General features: G+C 74.5%; 10 protein-coding genes. 5 read left to right on the top strand and 5 right to left on the bottom strand.

The annotated features are described in order from the left end of the window. Positions 1-26: 26 nt before the first annotated feature. Both BJY14_RS23575 and BJY14_RS23570 read right to left on the bottom strand, forming a co-directional pair. Positions 27-1,049 carry an alpha/beta fold hydrolase gene (locus BJY14_RS23575; protein WP_179845618.1) on the bottom strand — a complete coding sequence of 341 codons (1,023 nt, stop codon included), beginning with the start codon at positions 1,047-1,049 and terminating at the stop codon, positions 27-29. Between the two features lie 118 nt (positions 1,050-1,167). Beyond that, positions 1,168-3,888 (bottom strand): helix-turn-helix transcriptional regulator, encoded by a 2,721-nt coding sequence (locus BJY14_RS23570; protein ID WP_179849578.1) that lies wholly within the window; start codon positions 3,886-3,888, stop codon positions 1,168-1,170. A 338-nt stretch (positions 3,889-4,226) separates the two neighbouring features. On the opposite strand from BJY14_RS23570, the gene BJY14_RS23565 reads away from it, so the two are divergent. Continuing rightward, positions 4,227-5,729 carry a N,N-dimethylformamidase beta subunit family domain-containing protein gene (locus tag BJY14_RS23565; protein ID WP_179845617.1) on the top strand — a complete coding sequence of 501 codons (1,503 nt, stop codon included), beginning with the start codon at positions 4,227-4,229 and terminating at the stop codon, positions 5,727-5,729. A gap of 20 nt (positions 5,730-5,749) precedes the next feature. Here BJY14_RS23565 and BJY14_RS23560 read toward each other — a convergent pair whose 3' ends face one another. Both BJY14_RS23560 and BJY14_RS23555 read right to left on the bottom strand, forming a co-directional pair. Further along, positions 5,750-6,514, bottom strand: coding sequence for an SDR family NAD(P)-dependent oxidoreductase (locus BJY14_RS23560; protein ID WP_179845616.1), 765 nt, complete (start codon positions 6,512-6,514; stop codon positions 5,750-5,752). Between the two features lie 87 nt (positions 6,515-6,601). Further along, on the bottom strand, positions 6,602-7,204 hold the full coding sequence (locus tag BJY14_RS23555; RefSeq protein ID WP_179845615.1) for a TetR/AcrR family transcriptional regulator: 603 nt from the start codon (positions 7,202-7,204) through the stop codon (positions 6,602-6,604). Between the two features lie 344 nt (positions 7,205-7,548). On the opposite strand from BJY14_RS23555, the gene BJY14_RS23550 reads away from it, so the two are divergent. The 4 genes from BJY14_RS23550 (at position 7,549) to cydC (ending at position 13,584) form a co-directional block, all read left to right on the top strand. Further along, a complete protein-coding gene (locus tag BJY14_RS23550) occupies positions 7,549-8,967 on the top strand; it encodes a cytochrome ubiquinol oxidase subunit I (RefSeq protein WP_179845614.1) in 1,419 nt (472 codons plus the stop codon). Positions 8,968-8,990: 23 nt separating this feature from the next. Further along, positions 8,991-10,097, top strand: a complete 1,107-nt coding sequence (gene cydB / locus BJY14_RS23545) for a cytochrome d ubiquinol oxidase subunit II (RefSeq protein WP_179845613.1) — start codon at positions 8,991-8,993, stop codon at positions 10,095-10,097. A gap of 7 nt (positions 10,098-10,104) precedes the next feature. Next, positions 10,105-11,718 (top strand): thiol reductant ABC exporter subunit CydD, encoded by a 1,614-nt coding sequence (gene cydD / locus BJY14_RS23540; protein WP_179845612.1) that lies wholly within the window; start codon positions 10,105-10,107, stop codon positions 11,716-11,718. A 186-nt stretch (positions 11,719-11,904) separates the two neighbouring features. Further along, a complete protein-coding gene (gene cydC, locus BJY14_RS23535; RefSeq protein ID WP_179845611.1) occupies positions 11,905-13,584 on the top strand; it encodes a thiol reductant ABC exporter subunit CydC in 1,680 nt (559 codons plus the stop codon). A 4-nt stretch (positions 13,585-13,588) separates the two neighbouring features. On the opposite strand, the gene BJY14_RS23530 is transcribed toward cydC, so the two are convergent. Continuing rightward, entirely contained in the window at positions 13,589-15,094 is a 1,506-nt protein-coding gene (locus BJY14_RS23530; RefSeq protein WP_179845610.1) for a cryptochrome/photolyase family protein, read from the bottom strand. Positions 15,095-15,127: the final 33 nt, after the last annotated feature.

Genomic DNA, 15,127 nt, shown 5'->3' with positions numbered 1-15,127 from the left:
CTCCTTATCGGTGAAAGTGGTCTCGGTCAGAAGTGGTCCGCGTCGGTGACGGCCTGGGCGAAGGCCGCGGGAGCCTCCTGCGGGACGTTGTGGCCGATGCCCTTGAGCAGGCGGTACTCGTAGGCGCCGGTGAACCTGTCCCGGTAGGACGCGTCGCTCAGGGCCGTGAAGGGGTCGCGGTCGGCGTCCAGCACGATGGTCGGGGCGGTGATGACCGGCCGCGCGTCGAGCCGCTTCTCCAGGCCGTCGTAGCGGCGCTCGCCGTCGGCGAGGCTCAGCCGCCAGCGGTAGTTGTGGACGACGATGGCGGCGTAGTCGGGGTTGCGGAAGGCCGCGGCCGTGCGCTCGAAGGTGGCGTCGTCGAAGCCCCACGTCGGGGAGACGGTGTCCCAGACGAGCCGGGCCAGGTCGTGCCGCTTGCGTTCGTCCCGCATGGCCAGCCGGCCTCGCTCCGTGGCGAAGTAGTACTGGTACCACCATGCGTGTTCGGCCTTCGGCGGCAGCGGCCGGAGGTTGGCCTCGCGGTCGGTGACCAGGTACCCGCTGACCGAGACGAGGGCCTTGCAGCGTTCCGGCCACAGGGCCGCGACGATGCCGGCGGTCCGGGAGCCCCAGTCGAAGCCGGCGAGGACGGCCTTCTCGATCCCGAGGGCGTCCATCAGGGCGATGACGTCGAGGGCGATCACCGACTGCTGGGCGTTCCGGAACGTCCGGGCGGACAGGAAGCGCGTCGTCCCGTGCCCCCGCAGGTAGGGGACGATCACGCGGTAGCCCTCCGCCGCCAGCGCCGGGGCGACGTCCACGAAGCTGTGGATGTCGTAGGGCCAGCCGTGCAGGCAGATGACCACCGGCCCGTGCGCGGGGCCCGTCTCCGCGTAACCGACGTCCAGCAGGCCCGCCCTGATCTGTCTGAGAGTGGTGAAGGACGTGCGGCCGCCGGGGGCCGGCCTCGGCGCGGCGGCGGACGCGTCCGGCAGGCCGGCCGCGGAGGCGGCGGCCCCGCCCGCGACCAGGCCGAGCCCCTTGCCGAAAGTTCTTCTGTCGATCATGGTCCCTCCGTGTGCCCGATGCGTGCCGGCGCTGTGCCGGCACCGTCGACTCTCGTTCCGGAGGGGAGGCGGCCACATCCGTCATTTGACGGTGGGACCCGATGTCAGTCGTTGCGGATCAGGTGTCCCGGGCCCTGGCCAGGGCGTCGCGCAGAGCGGCCCGTGAGGTGATGCCCAGTTTCGGGAAGACGCGGTAGAGGTGGGAGCTGACGGTGCGCGGGGACAGGTGCGTCCGCTCCCCGATCTCCTTGTTCGTCAGTCCGGTGGCGGCGAGCTCGGCGATGCGGCGTTCCTGCCAGGTCAGGGCCGTCAGGGACGGGAGCGAGGCGCGGGCGGGCGCCCCGCACGCCCGGAGTTCGGCGCGGGCGCGCCCGGCCCAGCCCGAGGCTCCGAGCCGTTCGAAGGACTCGGCGGCACCGGTGAGGACGGGCCATGCCGCCTTCGGCCCCTGGGTGTGCCTCAACCGGACGCCGCGGGCGAGGCGGACGCGGGCCAGCTCGAACGGGAAACCCGAGGCCTCGGGGTGGGACTCGGCCCGCGCGTACATGTCGTCCGCCTCCTTCTCGCCGGACGCGGTCATCGCCAGCGCCCCGTACGTCACCAGGGCGAGGCGCGGGGAGATGTCGGGCAGGCGCGCGTCGCGTGCGGCCACGGCGTGCAGGCGGGCCTGCTCCAGGCGGCCGGTCTGCACCGCCGCCTCCACGAGGTCGAGCAGCGTCCGGGACGCCTGGTGCGCGCAGTCCTCGAACGAGCCCGGCGCGGTGATGCCGATGGCGTGCAGGTAGGCGCCTTCGTAGTCCCCCTCGCCGAGGGCCGCGGCGGTGCCGATGGCATCGGCGATCTGGGTCAGGAAACCCACTCCGCGCGGACGGGCCCAGGCGTCCACGATGGCCTGCGCCTCCCGGGCGCCGTCCAGGTCGCCGCGCATCGCGGCGAGGAGGCCGAGGTGGGCGCGGCTCTGGTGGGCGAGCAGCGCGTATCCGTGGGACGTGGTGAGCTCCAGCGCGCGGCGGCCGGTCCGCTCGGCGTCGTCCCACTCGCCGGCCGCCATCTGGTCGAGCATGAGCAGTTGCAGCACGGTCATGCCGTTGGCCACGGCACCGGTCTTCACCTCCCGGTCGGCTGCTCGCCGCAAGTAGGGACGGAACCGGCTCAACGCGTCGACCTGGGAGGCGGCGATGGCCAGGCGCGAGACGTCCCACGGCTCCAGGCCGGACGGGTCCGCGAAGGCGCGCTCGACGCGTTCGCGCAGGCCGGCGCCGTGACGGACGACGTCGCTCCAGGCGTCGTGGTAGATCGCGGCCCTCGGGTCGACGCGGTCCGCGAGGGAGCGCAGGAGTCGCCTCGTGCGTGTCCACGTGGCGCCGTCCCCGGCGTACTGTCCGATGGCCAGCAGAAGGATCATGAGCCGGTCGAGCGCCTCTCCGGACTCCCGCGCGTCCCGTCCCGCGAGTCTCTCGATCGCGGCGGCGACCCGGAGGTGCGAGGAACGGACGTCCCCGTCCTCGTGGAGGGCGACGTATCCGGCGGTGACGGCCGTGGACGGCGGTTCGGACCCGTCCGGCGGCGGGACGGAGCGGACGATCGCCTGGGCCCGGTCCAGGAGCGCGGAGTGCCCGGCGATGAAGGCCGCGTCGCCGAGCCTTCTGGACCGCGCGGCGGGGTCCTCGCTCAACTCGGCGGCGCGGGTCAGCCAGGTCACGGCCGCCGTCGCGTGCCCGCGCCGGGTCGCCGAGTCCGCGGCGGCCTCCAGCGCGGCGGCCGTCTCCTCGTCGGGGTCGACCGCCGACGCCGCGAGGTGGTGCGCGCGGCGTTCGACGTCGCCGCGGTGCAGGGCCGCGAGTTCCGCGTGCGCCGCCCGCCGCAGGCCGGGCGTCGCGGACTGGACGACGGCGGAGCGGATCAGCGGGTGGCGGAAGACGACGGCGCCGGCGGCGGGATCGACGTCGAGGAGACCGGACGCGGCCGCCCGGTCCACGTGGCGCATGCGGTACCGCGCGCCCTGGACGGCGGCGGTGCCCGCCCCGACGCCGTCCAGGGCGCCCTTCAGAAGTTCCGCACGCTCGGACGGGTCGAGACGCTCGATCCGCGTGCCGTAGAGGTGCTGGAGCCGACGCGAAAGGGGGATGTCGAGGAGTTCTCCGGCCGCGTACCCGGCGCGCTCGTCGTCCAGGTAGGGCGGCAGTTCCAGGAGGGCCAGCGGGTTGCCCTGGGCGTGCTCCAGGACGACGCGGCGGGCGTTCGCATCGAGGTCGGGGTAGCGCAGTTCCAGGAGCCGCCTGGCGGCCTCGTCCGGGAGGGCCGCCACCGCCGTTTCGGGGAGCGCGGCCGTGTCGAACCTCGAAGGGCTGTCGGCCCGTACGGCGATCAGCATCTTGACCGGGACGCCCGCGAGACGGCGCCCGACGAAACCGCACACGTCGGCGCTGGCGGCGTCCATCCACTGGCCGTCGTCGATCAGCAGCAGCGGCGGATTCCTCGCGGCCGCCAGGGACAGCAGGTCGAGGACGGCGATGCCGAGCGACATGACCGACGGCGCCTTCCCCTCGCGCCGCCCGAAGACGACGTCGAAGACGGCGCGGTACCCCTCGTCCAGCCCGGGCAGGTGGGTCAGCAGCGGGTGGACGAGCTGGTGCAGGCCGGCGAAGGGCAGTTCGGCCTCCGCCTCGACCCCGGCGGCGCGGATCACCTCGTACCGGTGGGACGCCGCGACGCTCGCCGCGTGGTCGAGCAGGGCGCTCTTGCCGACCCCGGCCTCCCCCCGCAGGACGAGCGCCCGGCCGGTGTCCGCCGTGACGAACGCGGACAGCAGCTCCCGCTCGCCGTCCCGGCCCACCATCGTCAAGCCTTGCGCTTCCACCGCTCCCCACTCTCTCACCGCCGCACGAGCCGGCCACGCGCGTGGGGGTCAGGAACACGAGGGTAGAACGGGCGACCGGCGCCGACGACCGGCGGGTCGTCGCGGGTAGGGGGCCGAGCGCGCCGACATAATGGCATGAACTCTCCCGAACCAGATGCGGTCCGTTGACCTCGGTCCGGACCGGTGGTTATGCGGTCGCGGGGCGGGAAGACGATCTCCGGTACGTGGCGGTGGACGGGTTGCCCACAGGGATTCAGGGGGAGGGCGGGTCCGCCGTGGAAAAGGGGATTCCCTCAAGCGAGGGTGTGTTCGCGCGCGTGCTCCGGGTTCCGGTCGCGCTGGCGTTGGTCTCGGCGCTCGTCCTGGCCGGCGCGTGTTCGACGTCGCGCCGCCCGTCCGGCGGCGAGCGGCCGGCCAACGCGGGCGCGGCGGTCGCGGAGACGCCCGAGAACGCCAGGCCGGGCACGGCTGACTGGCAGGTCCGCCGCAAGGGCGCCGAGCACGAGATCGAGGGGTACGCCGACCGCGTGAGCGTGCTGCCGGGCCAGTCGTTCCGGCTGTTCGTCTCGACCACGACGTCCGGGTTCAGCGCCGAGGCGTTCCGGATGGGCTGGTACGGAGGCGCGAACGCGCGGCGCGTGTGGCGGTCGGGCCAGGTCGCCGGCGTCCGGCAGGCGGCGGCCCGGATCGACCGGAAGACGCGCACCGTGTCGGCGCCGTGGCGGCCGTCGCTGACCGTCGCCACCTCCGGCTGGCCGGCGGGCAGCTACCTGGTCAGGCTGACCGCCGTGTCGGGCGCGCAGCGGTACGTGCCGGTGACCGTCCGCTCGCCGGACACCGCCGGCCGGGTCGTGGTGCTGAACGCGACCACCACCTGGCAGGCGTACAACATGTGGGGCGGCCACGACCTGTACGAGGGGCCGTCCGGCTACGACGACCGGTCCTACGCGGTCAGCTTCGACCGTCCGTACGACAAGACGGGCGCGGGCAAGTTCCTGACCTACGAGCAGCCCGCGATCGCCCTGGCCGAGAAGGCGGGCGTGCCGCTGGCGTACGCGACCGACAACGACCTGCACAGCGACCCCGCTCTGCTGAGCAAGGCGCGCGGACTGCTCACCCTGGGGCACGACGAGTACTGGTCGTCGGCCATGCGGCAGCGCGCGACGGAGGCCCGCGACCACGGCGTCAACATCGCCTTCCTCGGCGCCAACGCGGTGAACCGGCACATCCGGTTCGAGGCCACGCCGCTGGGCGCCGACCGGCTGGTGGTCTGCTACAAGGACTCCTCCGCCGATCCCGTCGCCCGGACGGATCCGGCCGAGTCGACGCAGGACTGGCGGCTGCCGCCGAAGCCGCGGCCGGAGAGCGACATCATCGGCATCCAGTACATGTGCTTTCCGGCGGAAGGCGCGTTCACCGTCTACCGGCCCGATTTCTGGCTGTTCCGCGGCACCGGCGTGCGCGCGGGGACCCGGTTCCCCGGGATGGTCGGCCCGGAGGCCGACGCGATCGCCCCCGGCGGCCCGACACCGCCGACACTGGAGATCGTCGGACGCTCCCCGATCAGCTGCGGGACCGGCACGGCCGTCGCGCACGCGTCCTACTACACCACCCGCAGCGGGGCGGGGGTGTTCGCCACCGGCACCATGCGCTGGGTGTGCGCGATGCGGGGACGGGCCTGCGGCCACGGGGTCGACGAGGCGGGCCGCGCGTTCACCATGCGGGTGACCGACACGCTCGTCCGGGCGATGGCCGCGGGGCCGCTGGGCCGCAGCCACCCGTCCCGTCCCAACTCCAAGGAGCTCGCCATCGCGCCGTGAGGCACGCGCCGGGGCGCGGGTCAGGCGGCGATGACGGCCGTCGTGGTGCGGCCGCCGTCCACGTCCAGGGTGATGCCGTGGACGAAGGCGGCCTCCTCGGCGGCCAGGTAGACGGCGGCGTGCGCGATGGCCCCCGGCCTGCCCATGCCTCCGGCCGGGGTGCCGGCCATCATGGCCTCGCCCGGGTGCGGCTCTCCCGGCGCGGGTTCGAGGATCACACCGGGAGAGATCGCGTTCACGCGGACGCCGTGCGGGCCGAACTCCGCGGCCCACGCCCGCGTGAGCGTCTCCATCGCGCCCTTGGTGGAACTGTAGAGCGCGCCCGCGGGGACGCCCAGGCGCGCGATCCACGACCCCAGGTTGATGATCGCGCCGTCGCCGGCCTCGGCCATGGCGGGGGCGACCGCGGCGGTCAGGAAGAACGGCGCCTTCACGTTGACCGCGTAGACCCGGTCGAAGGTCTTCTCGTCGGTGGCCGCCGTGGCGTCGGCGGGGTAGATGCCCGCGTTGTTGACCAGGACGTCGATGCCACCGCCGAGGACCGACGCCGCGTCCCGCGCCAGGGCCCGGGAGGCCTCGGCGCTGCCGTCCAGGTCCGCCTGGACGAAGTCGGCGCGGCCGCCCTGCGCGCGGATGCCGTCCACGACCTCCCGGCCCCGCTCGGCGCTGCGGCCGGACACGACCACGTGCGCGCCCTCGGCGGCGAACGCCTCGGCGATCGCCCGCCCGATGTTGCTGGTCGATCCGGTCACCAGCGCCCGCCTGCCCTGCAGCCGTCCGCTCATCACGCGCTCCCCTCGGTACGCCCGGTGCCGCCCGAGCCCGAGCGGCACCGCCACTCTGCAAGGGAAAAAATGGACCCGCAAGTCCAATCAGCCGGGCGCGAGCCGGCGCAGGTCGTCGATCGCCTGGTCGAGCGCGGCCCGCAGGTGGCAGGACCGGCCGGTCGACTGGAGGATCGCCACGCCGCCCTGGATGCCCGCCAGCAGCGCGGCCGCCCGCTGGTCGGCGTCGACGCCCGCGGGCAGGTGCCCGGCCGCCTGCAGGGAGCGGATCCCGGCGGACAGGCTCGCCTGCCACCGGTCCATCAACTCGACCACGATGGCGCGCGCTCCGGGTGTGGCCCGGCCGACCTGGAGGAACAGCGAGCCGAGCGGGCACCGGTCGCCCTGCGTCTCGTAGCGATCGACCACCACGTCACGCCACTGCCGCCAGGCCTCCCACGAGTCCAGGCGCCCCAGGTAGGGCTGCTGGTCCTCCAGGACCTGGCCGGCCTCGTACCGCGCGACGGCGAGCAGCAGCTCGTCCTTGCCGGCGGGGAAGTAGTGGAACAGCTGGCTCTTGCTGGCCCGGGTGCGCGTCATGACGTCTTCGAGGGTCGCGAAGGCCACTCCCCTGTCCCGCATCACCTCGGCGGCGCCCTCGATGATCCGGTTCCGGGTCGCCGCGCCCTTCGCCGTCAGCTTCTTCCCCACGCCCCCACCTCCGCGCTCTGGACCAGTCGGTCCAACCTAGCGCGGCGACGACCGGGGGGTTCCCTCGCATTTTCCCGGGAGAAGCGGTTCATCCGTCCACAGGGTGTGGACGGCGCGGAGGCGCCCCCGAAGGACGGGCCTTCGGGGCGCCTCCGCTCGCGGTGTCGTTCCTAGCGGCGGGCCCTGACCTTGTAGGTGGCCTTCTTCGGAGCCGGGCCCGCGACTTGATCAACGATTGACCGCGGGCTGTCTTTCGTCAGCCGGACGGCCGGGAACCTGCCCGGTGGCGGCGGCCCGCGACGGTGCCCTGCCGCCGAGACCTCCGACGACGGGAAGGGAGCGCGGTGGGGACGACGGCGGTCCTGGACCGGTGGCAGTTCGCGGTCACCATCGTGTACCACTTCCTGTTCGTGCCGCTCACCATCGGCCTGGCCTGGTTCGTCGCCGGGATGCAGACCGCCTGGCACCGCACCGGCAAGGAGCACTACCTGCGGATGACGCGGTTCTTCGGGAAGCTCTTCCTGATCAACTTCGCGCTGGGGGTCGTCACCGGGATCGTGCAGGAGTTCCAGTTCGGCATGAACTGGTCGGTCTACTCCCGGTTCGTCGGATCGGTGTTCGGGGCGCCGCTCGCGATCGAGGGCCTGGTGGCGTTCTTCCTGGAGTCCACCTTCATCGGGCTGTGGCTGTTCGGCTGGGACCGGCTGCCCCCGCGCGCGCACCTCGCGATGATCTGGCTCGTCGTGGCGGGCACCTCGTCGTCCGCCTACTTCATCCTGGCGGCGAACAGCTGGATGCAGCATCCGGTCGGCTACGCGATGAAGGGCGGGCGCGCCGAGATGACGTCGCTCGGCGACGTCCTGCTCCAGCCCCTGCAGATCACCCACTTCTTCCACACGATCGCCGCCTCGCTGGTGACGGCCGGGCTCCTGGTCGTCGCCGTGGCCGCCTACCGGCTCCGCAGGGCCCGGCGGGAGGGCACCGGACCGGACGATCCGGACGTGAGGCTGTTCCGCGCCGCCGCGCACGGGGCGCTCTGGGTGACGGCGGTCGCGTCGGTCGTGGTGATCGGCGTGGGGCACTTCCAGGCGCAGCTCCTGGTCAGGTACCAGCCGATGAAGATGGCCGCGGCCGAGGCGCTCTACGAGACGCAGGCGCCCGCGCCGCTGTCCCTGCTGGCCATCGGTCCCTGGGAGAAGCACCCGGAGCGCAACAACGTCGACATCGCCATCCCGCACGGACTGTCGGTGCTGTCCACGAACAACTGGAACGGGGAGATCCGCGGGATCAACGACATCCAGCGCGAGTACGAGGGGCGGTACGGCCCCGGCGACTACACGCCGATCATCGGCAGCGTCTACTGGTCGTGGCGCTTGATGATCACCGTCGGGTTCCTCGTGCTGCTCTACAGCGCCGCGTGGCTGTGGACCATTCACCGACGCGGCTGGGCATCGTCCCGCCGGCTCGCGTGGACGGCCTACGCGTTCCTCGCGCTGCCGTTCCTCGCCAACACGGCCGGCTGGCTGGTCACCGAGATGGGACGCCAGCCGTGGATCGTGCACGGGCTGCTGAGGACGAACGACGCGATCTCCCCGACGGTCGGGACCGGCCACGTGATCACCACGCTGGCCGGCTTCGCGGCCGTCTACGGGGTACTCGCCGCGATCATGGGCTGGCTGATGGTCCGGGCGGTCCGCGCCGGCCCGGAACGCCCCGCCCCCGAGGTGACCCGCGAGGACGCGCTGCCGCCCATGCTCCACTGACCTGCCATCGGAGGCGCACCGCCATGGAGACCGCAGGGCACTTCGACCTCCAGACGCTGTGGTTCGCGCTGATCGCGATCCTCTGGACGGGGTTCTTCCTCCTGGACGGCTTCGACTTCGGCGTCGGGATGCTCTACCCGTTCCTCGGCCGCGACGACCCGGAGCGGCACGCGCTGCTCGCCACGATCCTGCCCGTGTGGGACAGCTACGAGGTCTGGATCATCGTGGCGGGCGGCGCGACCTTCGCCGCGTTCCCCGGCTGGTACGCGAGCATGTTCTCCGGCTTCTACCTGGTGTTCTTCGGGATCCTGCTGGCGCTCATCGTGCGCGGCGTCGCCATCGAGTACCGCAACAAGCACGACTCCGCGTCCTGGCGCCGCCGCTGGGACGTCGCGATGCCGATCTCCAGCGCGGCCATCCCGTTCCTGCTCGGCGTCGTGTTCGCCACGATCACGCGCGGGGTGCCGCTGGACCCGCGCGGCGACGTCACCGGCGGGCAGGGGGTGCTGTTCAGTGGCTACTCGGTGCTCGCCGGGTTCACGCTCGTGGCGGCGTTCGCGCTGCACGGCGCGCTGTTCCTCGCCGTCCGCACCCGGGACGGCCTGGAGGAGCGGGCGCGCGGCTTCGCGCTGGCGCTCTACCCCGTCGCGGCGGTGCTGCTGATCGTGTTCACGGTGTGGACGGCCGTGCAGGCGTCGTCGTCGGCGCCCTATCCCACACCGGTGTACGTGCTGCTGGGGCTGAGCCTGCCGGCGGCCGCCGCGTCCGGGCCGCTGGCCCTGCTGAAGCGTCCGCTGGCCGCGTTCGCCGGGACGTCCGCCGCGACCGTGCTGCTGGTCGCCGCGCTGTTCGCCCGGCTGTACCCGCGGGTCATGGTGTCGTCCACGGCCGGGTCGCCCAGCCTGACGGTCTACGGCACCGCGTCCAACCACTACTCGCTGGTGGCGATGACGATCATCGCCGCCGTGTTCGTGCCCGTGGTGCTCGTCTACCAGGTCTGGGCGCTGTGGGTGTTCCGGGCGCGGCTCTCACGGGAGGACTTCGCGCGCCCGCCGACCCCGCTGCACATGATCACGGCGAAGCGGCCCGGGTCGTCCCCGGGGGGCGCGGCCGCCGGGGACGGGGAGTAGGCCGCCGATGCGGGCGCTCGATCCCTGGCTGCCACGGGACGTCCCCGGCGTCCGCCGGTTCCTGGCGGCGGCGGGAGCGGCCGCCGCGTGCTCGGCGGCGCTCACCGTCGCGCAGGCCGTGCTGTTCTCCCACATCGTCGTCGCGGGTTTCCTCGGGGGCCGCGACGTGCGGGACGTCGTGCCCGCGCTGCTCGGCTTCGCGGGGGTGGGCGCGGCACGCGCCGCGCTCGGCTGGACGTCGGAGACCGGCGCCCGCACGGCCGCGTCCCGGATGGTCGCCGAGCTGCGCGGGCGGGTGCTGCGCCGGATCGTGCGGGCGCGCCCGGGGAGCGTGCCGACCGGCGAGGCGGTGACCGTCACCACCGACGGCGTCGAGGCGCTGGAGACCTACGTCGCCCGGTTCCTACCGCAGCTGGCGACCGCCGCACTCGCACCGCCCGCGATCCTCGCGTGGGTCGCCTTCCGGGACGTCCCGTCGGCGCTGGTCATGGCCGGGACGCTGCCGCTCGTCCCGCTGTTCGGGGCGCTGATCGGCCGGACGACCAGCGCGCGGACCCGGGAGCGGTGGAGGGCCCTCGCCGTGATGAGCGGGCATTTCCTGGACGTGGTGACCGGGCTGACGACCCTGCGCGCCCATCGCCGGGGCCGCGCCCAGGCGGCCGCCATCGCCGCGACCGGCGACCGCTACCGGCGGGAGACGATGCGCGTCCTGCGCACGGCCTTCCTGTCGGCGTTCGTCCTTGAGCTGGCCGCCACCCTCGGAACGGCCCTGGTCGCGGTGGGCATCGGGCTGCGGCTGACGACCGGCGGCATCGGCCTGGAGGCGGGCCTCGCGGTCCTCGTCCTCGCGCCGGAGCTGTACGGGCCGCTGCGCGGGCTCGCGGCCGAGTTCCACGCGGGCGCCGACGGGCTGACCGCGTCGCGAAGGCTGTCCGCGCTGCTCGCGCTGCCTCCGGCCGTGCCGGCCCCGGCGCGCCCGCGTCCGGCCGCGTTCGGGACCGTCCGGCTGGCGGACGTCACCGCCGCCTACGACGGCCCGCCCGTGCTGACCGTGACGTCGCTGGAGATCCGCCCCGGGGAGCTCACCGCGCTCGTCGGGGACAGCGGCGCGGGCAAGAGCACCCTGCTGGCGCTGCTCATGCGCTTCGCCGAGCCGTCGTCCGGGCTCATCACCGTGGACGGCACGGACCTCGCCGCGTTCGACCCGGACGAGTGGCGGCGCCTGGTCGCCTGGCTGCCGCAGCGCCCGCGGCTGCGCCCCGGTCCCGTGCTGGAGGCCATCGCCCCGGCCGAGCCCGGCGGGCTGAGCCCGGTCGCCGCGGCCGAACTCGCCTGCGCCGGTTCGCTGGTGCACCGCACGGTGGGCGAGGCGGGCGACGGGCTCTCCGCCGGGGAGGTGAGGCGCGTCGCCCTGGCACGGGCCCTCGCCCGCCCCGCCCCGCTCCTCCTGCTGGACGAGCCCACCGCCCACCTCGACGAGACCACCGCCCGGCGGGTGACCGGCGCCCTGCTGACCCTCGGCGACCGGACGCTCGTCGTCGCCACGCACGACCCGCGCCTCGCCGCCAGCGCGGACCAGGTGATCGATCTGACCGGCTCCCGCGCGGGAGCCCTCACATGATCGGGCGCACGCCGACCGCCCGGCACGCCCCACGACCCGCCGCGACCTCAGACCAAGTGACCGACCCGGCCCGACCCCGCGCGGGAGCCCTCACATGATCGGGCGCACGCCGACCGCCCGGCACGCCCCACGACCCGCCGCGACCTCGGGCCAAGCGACCGGTCGAAACCTCGCGCGGGGGTTCGCGTGAGGGTGGGGGCGCTGGGGGAGCTGGTCAGGGCCGCGCGGCCCGTCGCGCACCGGTTCGCCGGGGCCGCGCTCTGCGGCGTGCTCGCCTTCGGGTCGGGTGTCGCGCTGATGGGGACGTCCGGCTACCTTATCTCGCGCGCCGCGCTCCGGCCGCAGGTCGTCGCGCTGGCCCTGGCGATCACGGCGGTGCGGGCGTTCAGCCTGTCGCGGGCCGCGTTCCGCTACGCCGAGCGCGTGATCTCCCACGACGTGAGCCTGCGGCTGCTGCGGGAGTTGCGGGTTCGGTGGTTCCGGCGGCTGGAGCCGCTCGTCCCGGCCGGGCTGCCGGATGCCCGGTCGGGGGACCTGCTCAGCGGGTTCGTCGCCGACGTCGAAGCCGTCCAGCACCTGTACCTGCGCGGGTTCGGCCCGCCGCTCGTCGCGCTGACCGTGGGCGCCGGGACGGCCGCCGCCGCCGCGTGGATGCTGCCCGCCGCCGGGCTCTGGCTGGCGCTGGGGCTGCTGCCGGCCGTGCTCGTCCTGCCCGCCGCCGCCGTCGCGCTCACGCGCGGCTCCGCGTCCCGGCGGACCGAGGCCCGCGCGGTGCGGGGCGCCGAGACCGTGGAGTTGTTGCACGGCGCGCCCGATCATGTCGCGTTCGGGGAGGTGGACGGGCAGCTCCGCCGGATCGGCGCCGCCGACGCCGCGCTCGCCCGGATCGCGCGCCGCGACGCCCGCACCGCCGGGTTCACCTCGGCCTCGGTCACCCTGCTCACCGCCGCCACGACGCTCGCCGTCCTGGTCGCGGGGCTGGACGCGGTCCACCGGGGCGCGCTGTCCGGCGTCCTGCTCGCCGCCCTCGCGCTGGCGGCCACGGCGGCGTTCGAGGCCGTCCGGCCGCTGCCGGACGCGGCGCGCGACCTGCTCACCGCCCGCGGCGCCGCCGCCCGCCTCGGCGCGCTGACCGCCCCTCCGGCGCCCGCCGCCGACCCGCCCCGCCCGCTGCCCGCGCCGCGCGGCGACCTGCTCCGGCTCCGCGGCGTGCGCGCCCGCTACGCCGCCGGCTCGCCCTGGGTGCTGGACGGCGTCGACCTCGATCTGCGTCCCGGCGAGCGGGTCGCGCTGCTCGGCCCGAGCGGCGCGGGCAAGAGCACCCTGGCGCACCTGCTCGTCCGGTTCCGCGACCCCGACGAGGGCGCCGTCATCCTCGACGGCCACGACCTGCGCGACTACGCGCAGGACGACGTCCGGCGCGCGATCTGCCTGGTCGACCAGCACGCCCATCTGTTCGGCGCCACGATCCGCGCCAACGTCGCCCTCGCCAGGCCGGACGCCGCCGAACCCGAGATCGTCGACGCGCTGCGCCGCGCCCGCGTCTGGGACTGGATCTCCGGCCTCCCCGGCGGGCTGGACACCCACGTGGGCGAGCACGGCGTCCGCGTGTCCGGCGGCCAGCGCCGGCGGATCGCGCTGGCCCGCGCCTTCCTGTCCGGCGCGCGGCTGCTGGTCCTGGACGAGCCCACCGCCCACCTCGACCCCGCGACCGGCCGCGACCTCCTCGCCGACGTCCTCGGTGACACGTCCGGGACGGGCGTCCTGCTCATCACCCACACACCGCCGCCGCCCGGAACCGCCGACCGGATCCTGCACCTGCGGGAGGGCCGCCTCCAGGAGCCCGGCGCCGGCGGCGGAACCTGACCGGTCAGGGCGCGGCGTCGGGGTCGCGGCTCCGGGCGTCGCCGAGCACCTCGTCCAGGTCGCTGAGGCGCTCCAGCTGCTTGACGGCGCGGGCGGTGCGGTAGTTGTGGGAGAGCCGCTCGCGATGGCGGTGGACGAACTCCCAGTACCCGGCGGTGTAGGGGCAGGCCCGCTCCCCCGTGCGCTCGGTGGGCCGGTAGGCGCAGGGGCCGCACAGGTCGCTCATGGTGTTGATGTAGGCGCCGCCCGAGGCGTACGGCTTGGTGGTGATGCGGCCGCCGTCGGCGTACTGGGACATGCCGATCACGTTGGTGAGCATCACCCAGTCGTATCCGTCCACGAAGCAGCGGTGGAACCAGTCGGTCACCGCCGCAGGGTCCCAGCCGCGCTGGAGGGCGTGGTTGCCCAGGATCATCAGCCGGGGGATGTGGTGCACCCAGCCCCGGTCGCGGACCTGCGCCAGGGTCGTCGACAGGCAGCGGGCCTGGACGGCGTCGGCGTCCAGGCCCGCGAACCAGCCGGGCAGCGGCGCGTCGTGCCCCAACGCGTTGGACTCGCGGTAGCGGGGGCCGAAGTGCCAGTAGAGGTGCCACATGTACTCGCGCCACCCGGCGACCTGCCGGATGTAGCCCTCGACGGAGTTGAGCGGCGCGTCGCCCGCCCGGTAGGCGTCCTCGGCGGCCTCGACGCACTCGGCCGGGTCGAGCAGACCGAGGTTGAGCGACGCCGACAGCAGGCTGTGGCTCATGGCCCAGTCCTCGGCCAGGATCGCGTCCTCCCACCGGCCGAACGTGGGGAGGCGCTTCTCCACGAAGGCGCGGAGGGCGCGCCGGGCCTCGGCGCGCCCCGCCGGGAACAGCCTGGGGCCGTCCCGGCCGACGAACGCGACGTCCCCGCTCCGCTCCCAGCGGTCCAGATCGGCCCGCACCTCCTCGTCGATCTCGTCTTCGCGCGGCCGGTAAGGGGCGGGCACCGGCAGCGTCGCCTCGCCCTTGGGCGGGGGCTCGCGGTTGTCCTTGTCGAGGTTCCACCGCCCGCCGGCGGGCTGGTCGCCGTCCATCAGCAGGTCGTGGTCCTGGCGCACCTGCCGGTAGAAGCTCTCCATCCGCAGTTGCCCGCCGCCGGCGGACTCCGCCCAGCGGGCGAACGCGTCCGGCTGGACGAGGAAGCCGCGCGGCGGCAGCACCTCCACCTGCCGGAGGCCCCGCACGAAGCCGAGGGCCGCGTGGGACGTGGGGTGGTGGACGGTCACGGGCGCGTCGCCGACGGCCTGCTCCAGGCCGTCGCGGTAGGTCTCGGCCCGGACGTAGCGGACGCGGTCGCCGAGTTCGGCCGCGCGGTGCCGCATCGCGGACAGCATCAGGTGGGCCTTGGCGCGGTGGAAGCGGCGCCGCCGGAACACCGCCCGCGACTCGATCATGACGATCTCCGCGTCCGGCCGCAGGAAGTGCGGGCCCAGCTGGTCCCCGAACAGCCAGTGGCGGCCGGCTTCTGAGCGGTCGTGAGCCACGCGGATCCTCCCCCTGGACACCTGGACTCCCGC

The organism is Actinomadura luteofluorescens (assembly GCF_013409365.1).
Taxonomy (GTDB): Bacteria; Actinomycetota; Actinomycetes; order Streptosporangiales; family Streptosporangiaceae; genus Spirillospora; species Spirillospora luteofluorescens.
Note: the sequence above shows the minus strand (reverse complement) of the source record. Positions and strands in the feature narration are given on the sequence as shown.

Excerpts from the sequence above, each read along its gene's own strand:
- BJY14_RS23560 (WP_179845616.1), bottom strand. The coding sequence starts at position 6,514 with ATGAGCGGACGGCTGCAGGGCAGGCGGGCGCTGGTGACCGGATCGACC.
- BJY14_RS23570 (WP_179849578.1), bottom strand. The coding sequence starts at position 3,888 with ATGGTGGGCCGGGACGGCGAGCGGGAGCTGCTGTCCGCGTTCGTCACG.
- cydB (WP_179845613.1), top strand. The coding sequence starts at position 8,991 with ATGGAGACCGCAGGGCACTTCGACCTCCAGACGCTGTGGTTCGCGCTG.
- BJY14_RS23575 (WP_179845618.1), bottom strand. The coding sequence starts at position 1,049 with ATGATCGACAGAAGAACTTTCGGCAAGGGGCTCGGCCTGGTCGCGGGC.
- cydD (WP_179845612.1), top strand. The coding sequence starts at position 10,105 with ATGCGGGCGCTCGATCCCTGGCTGCCACGGGACGTCCCCGGCGTCCGC.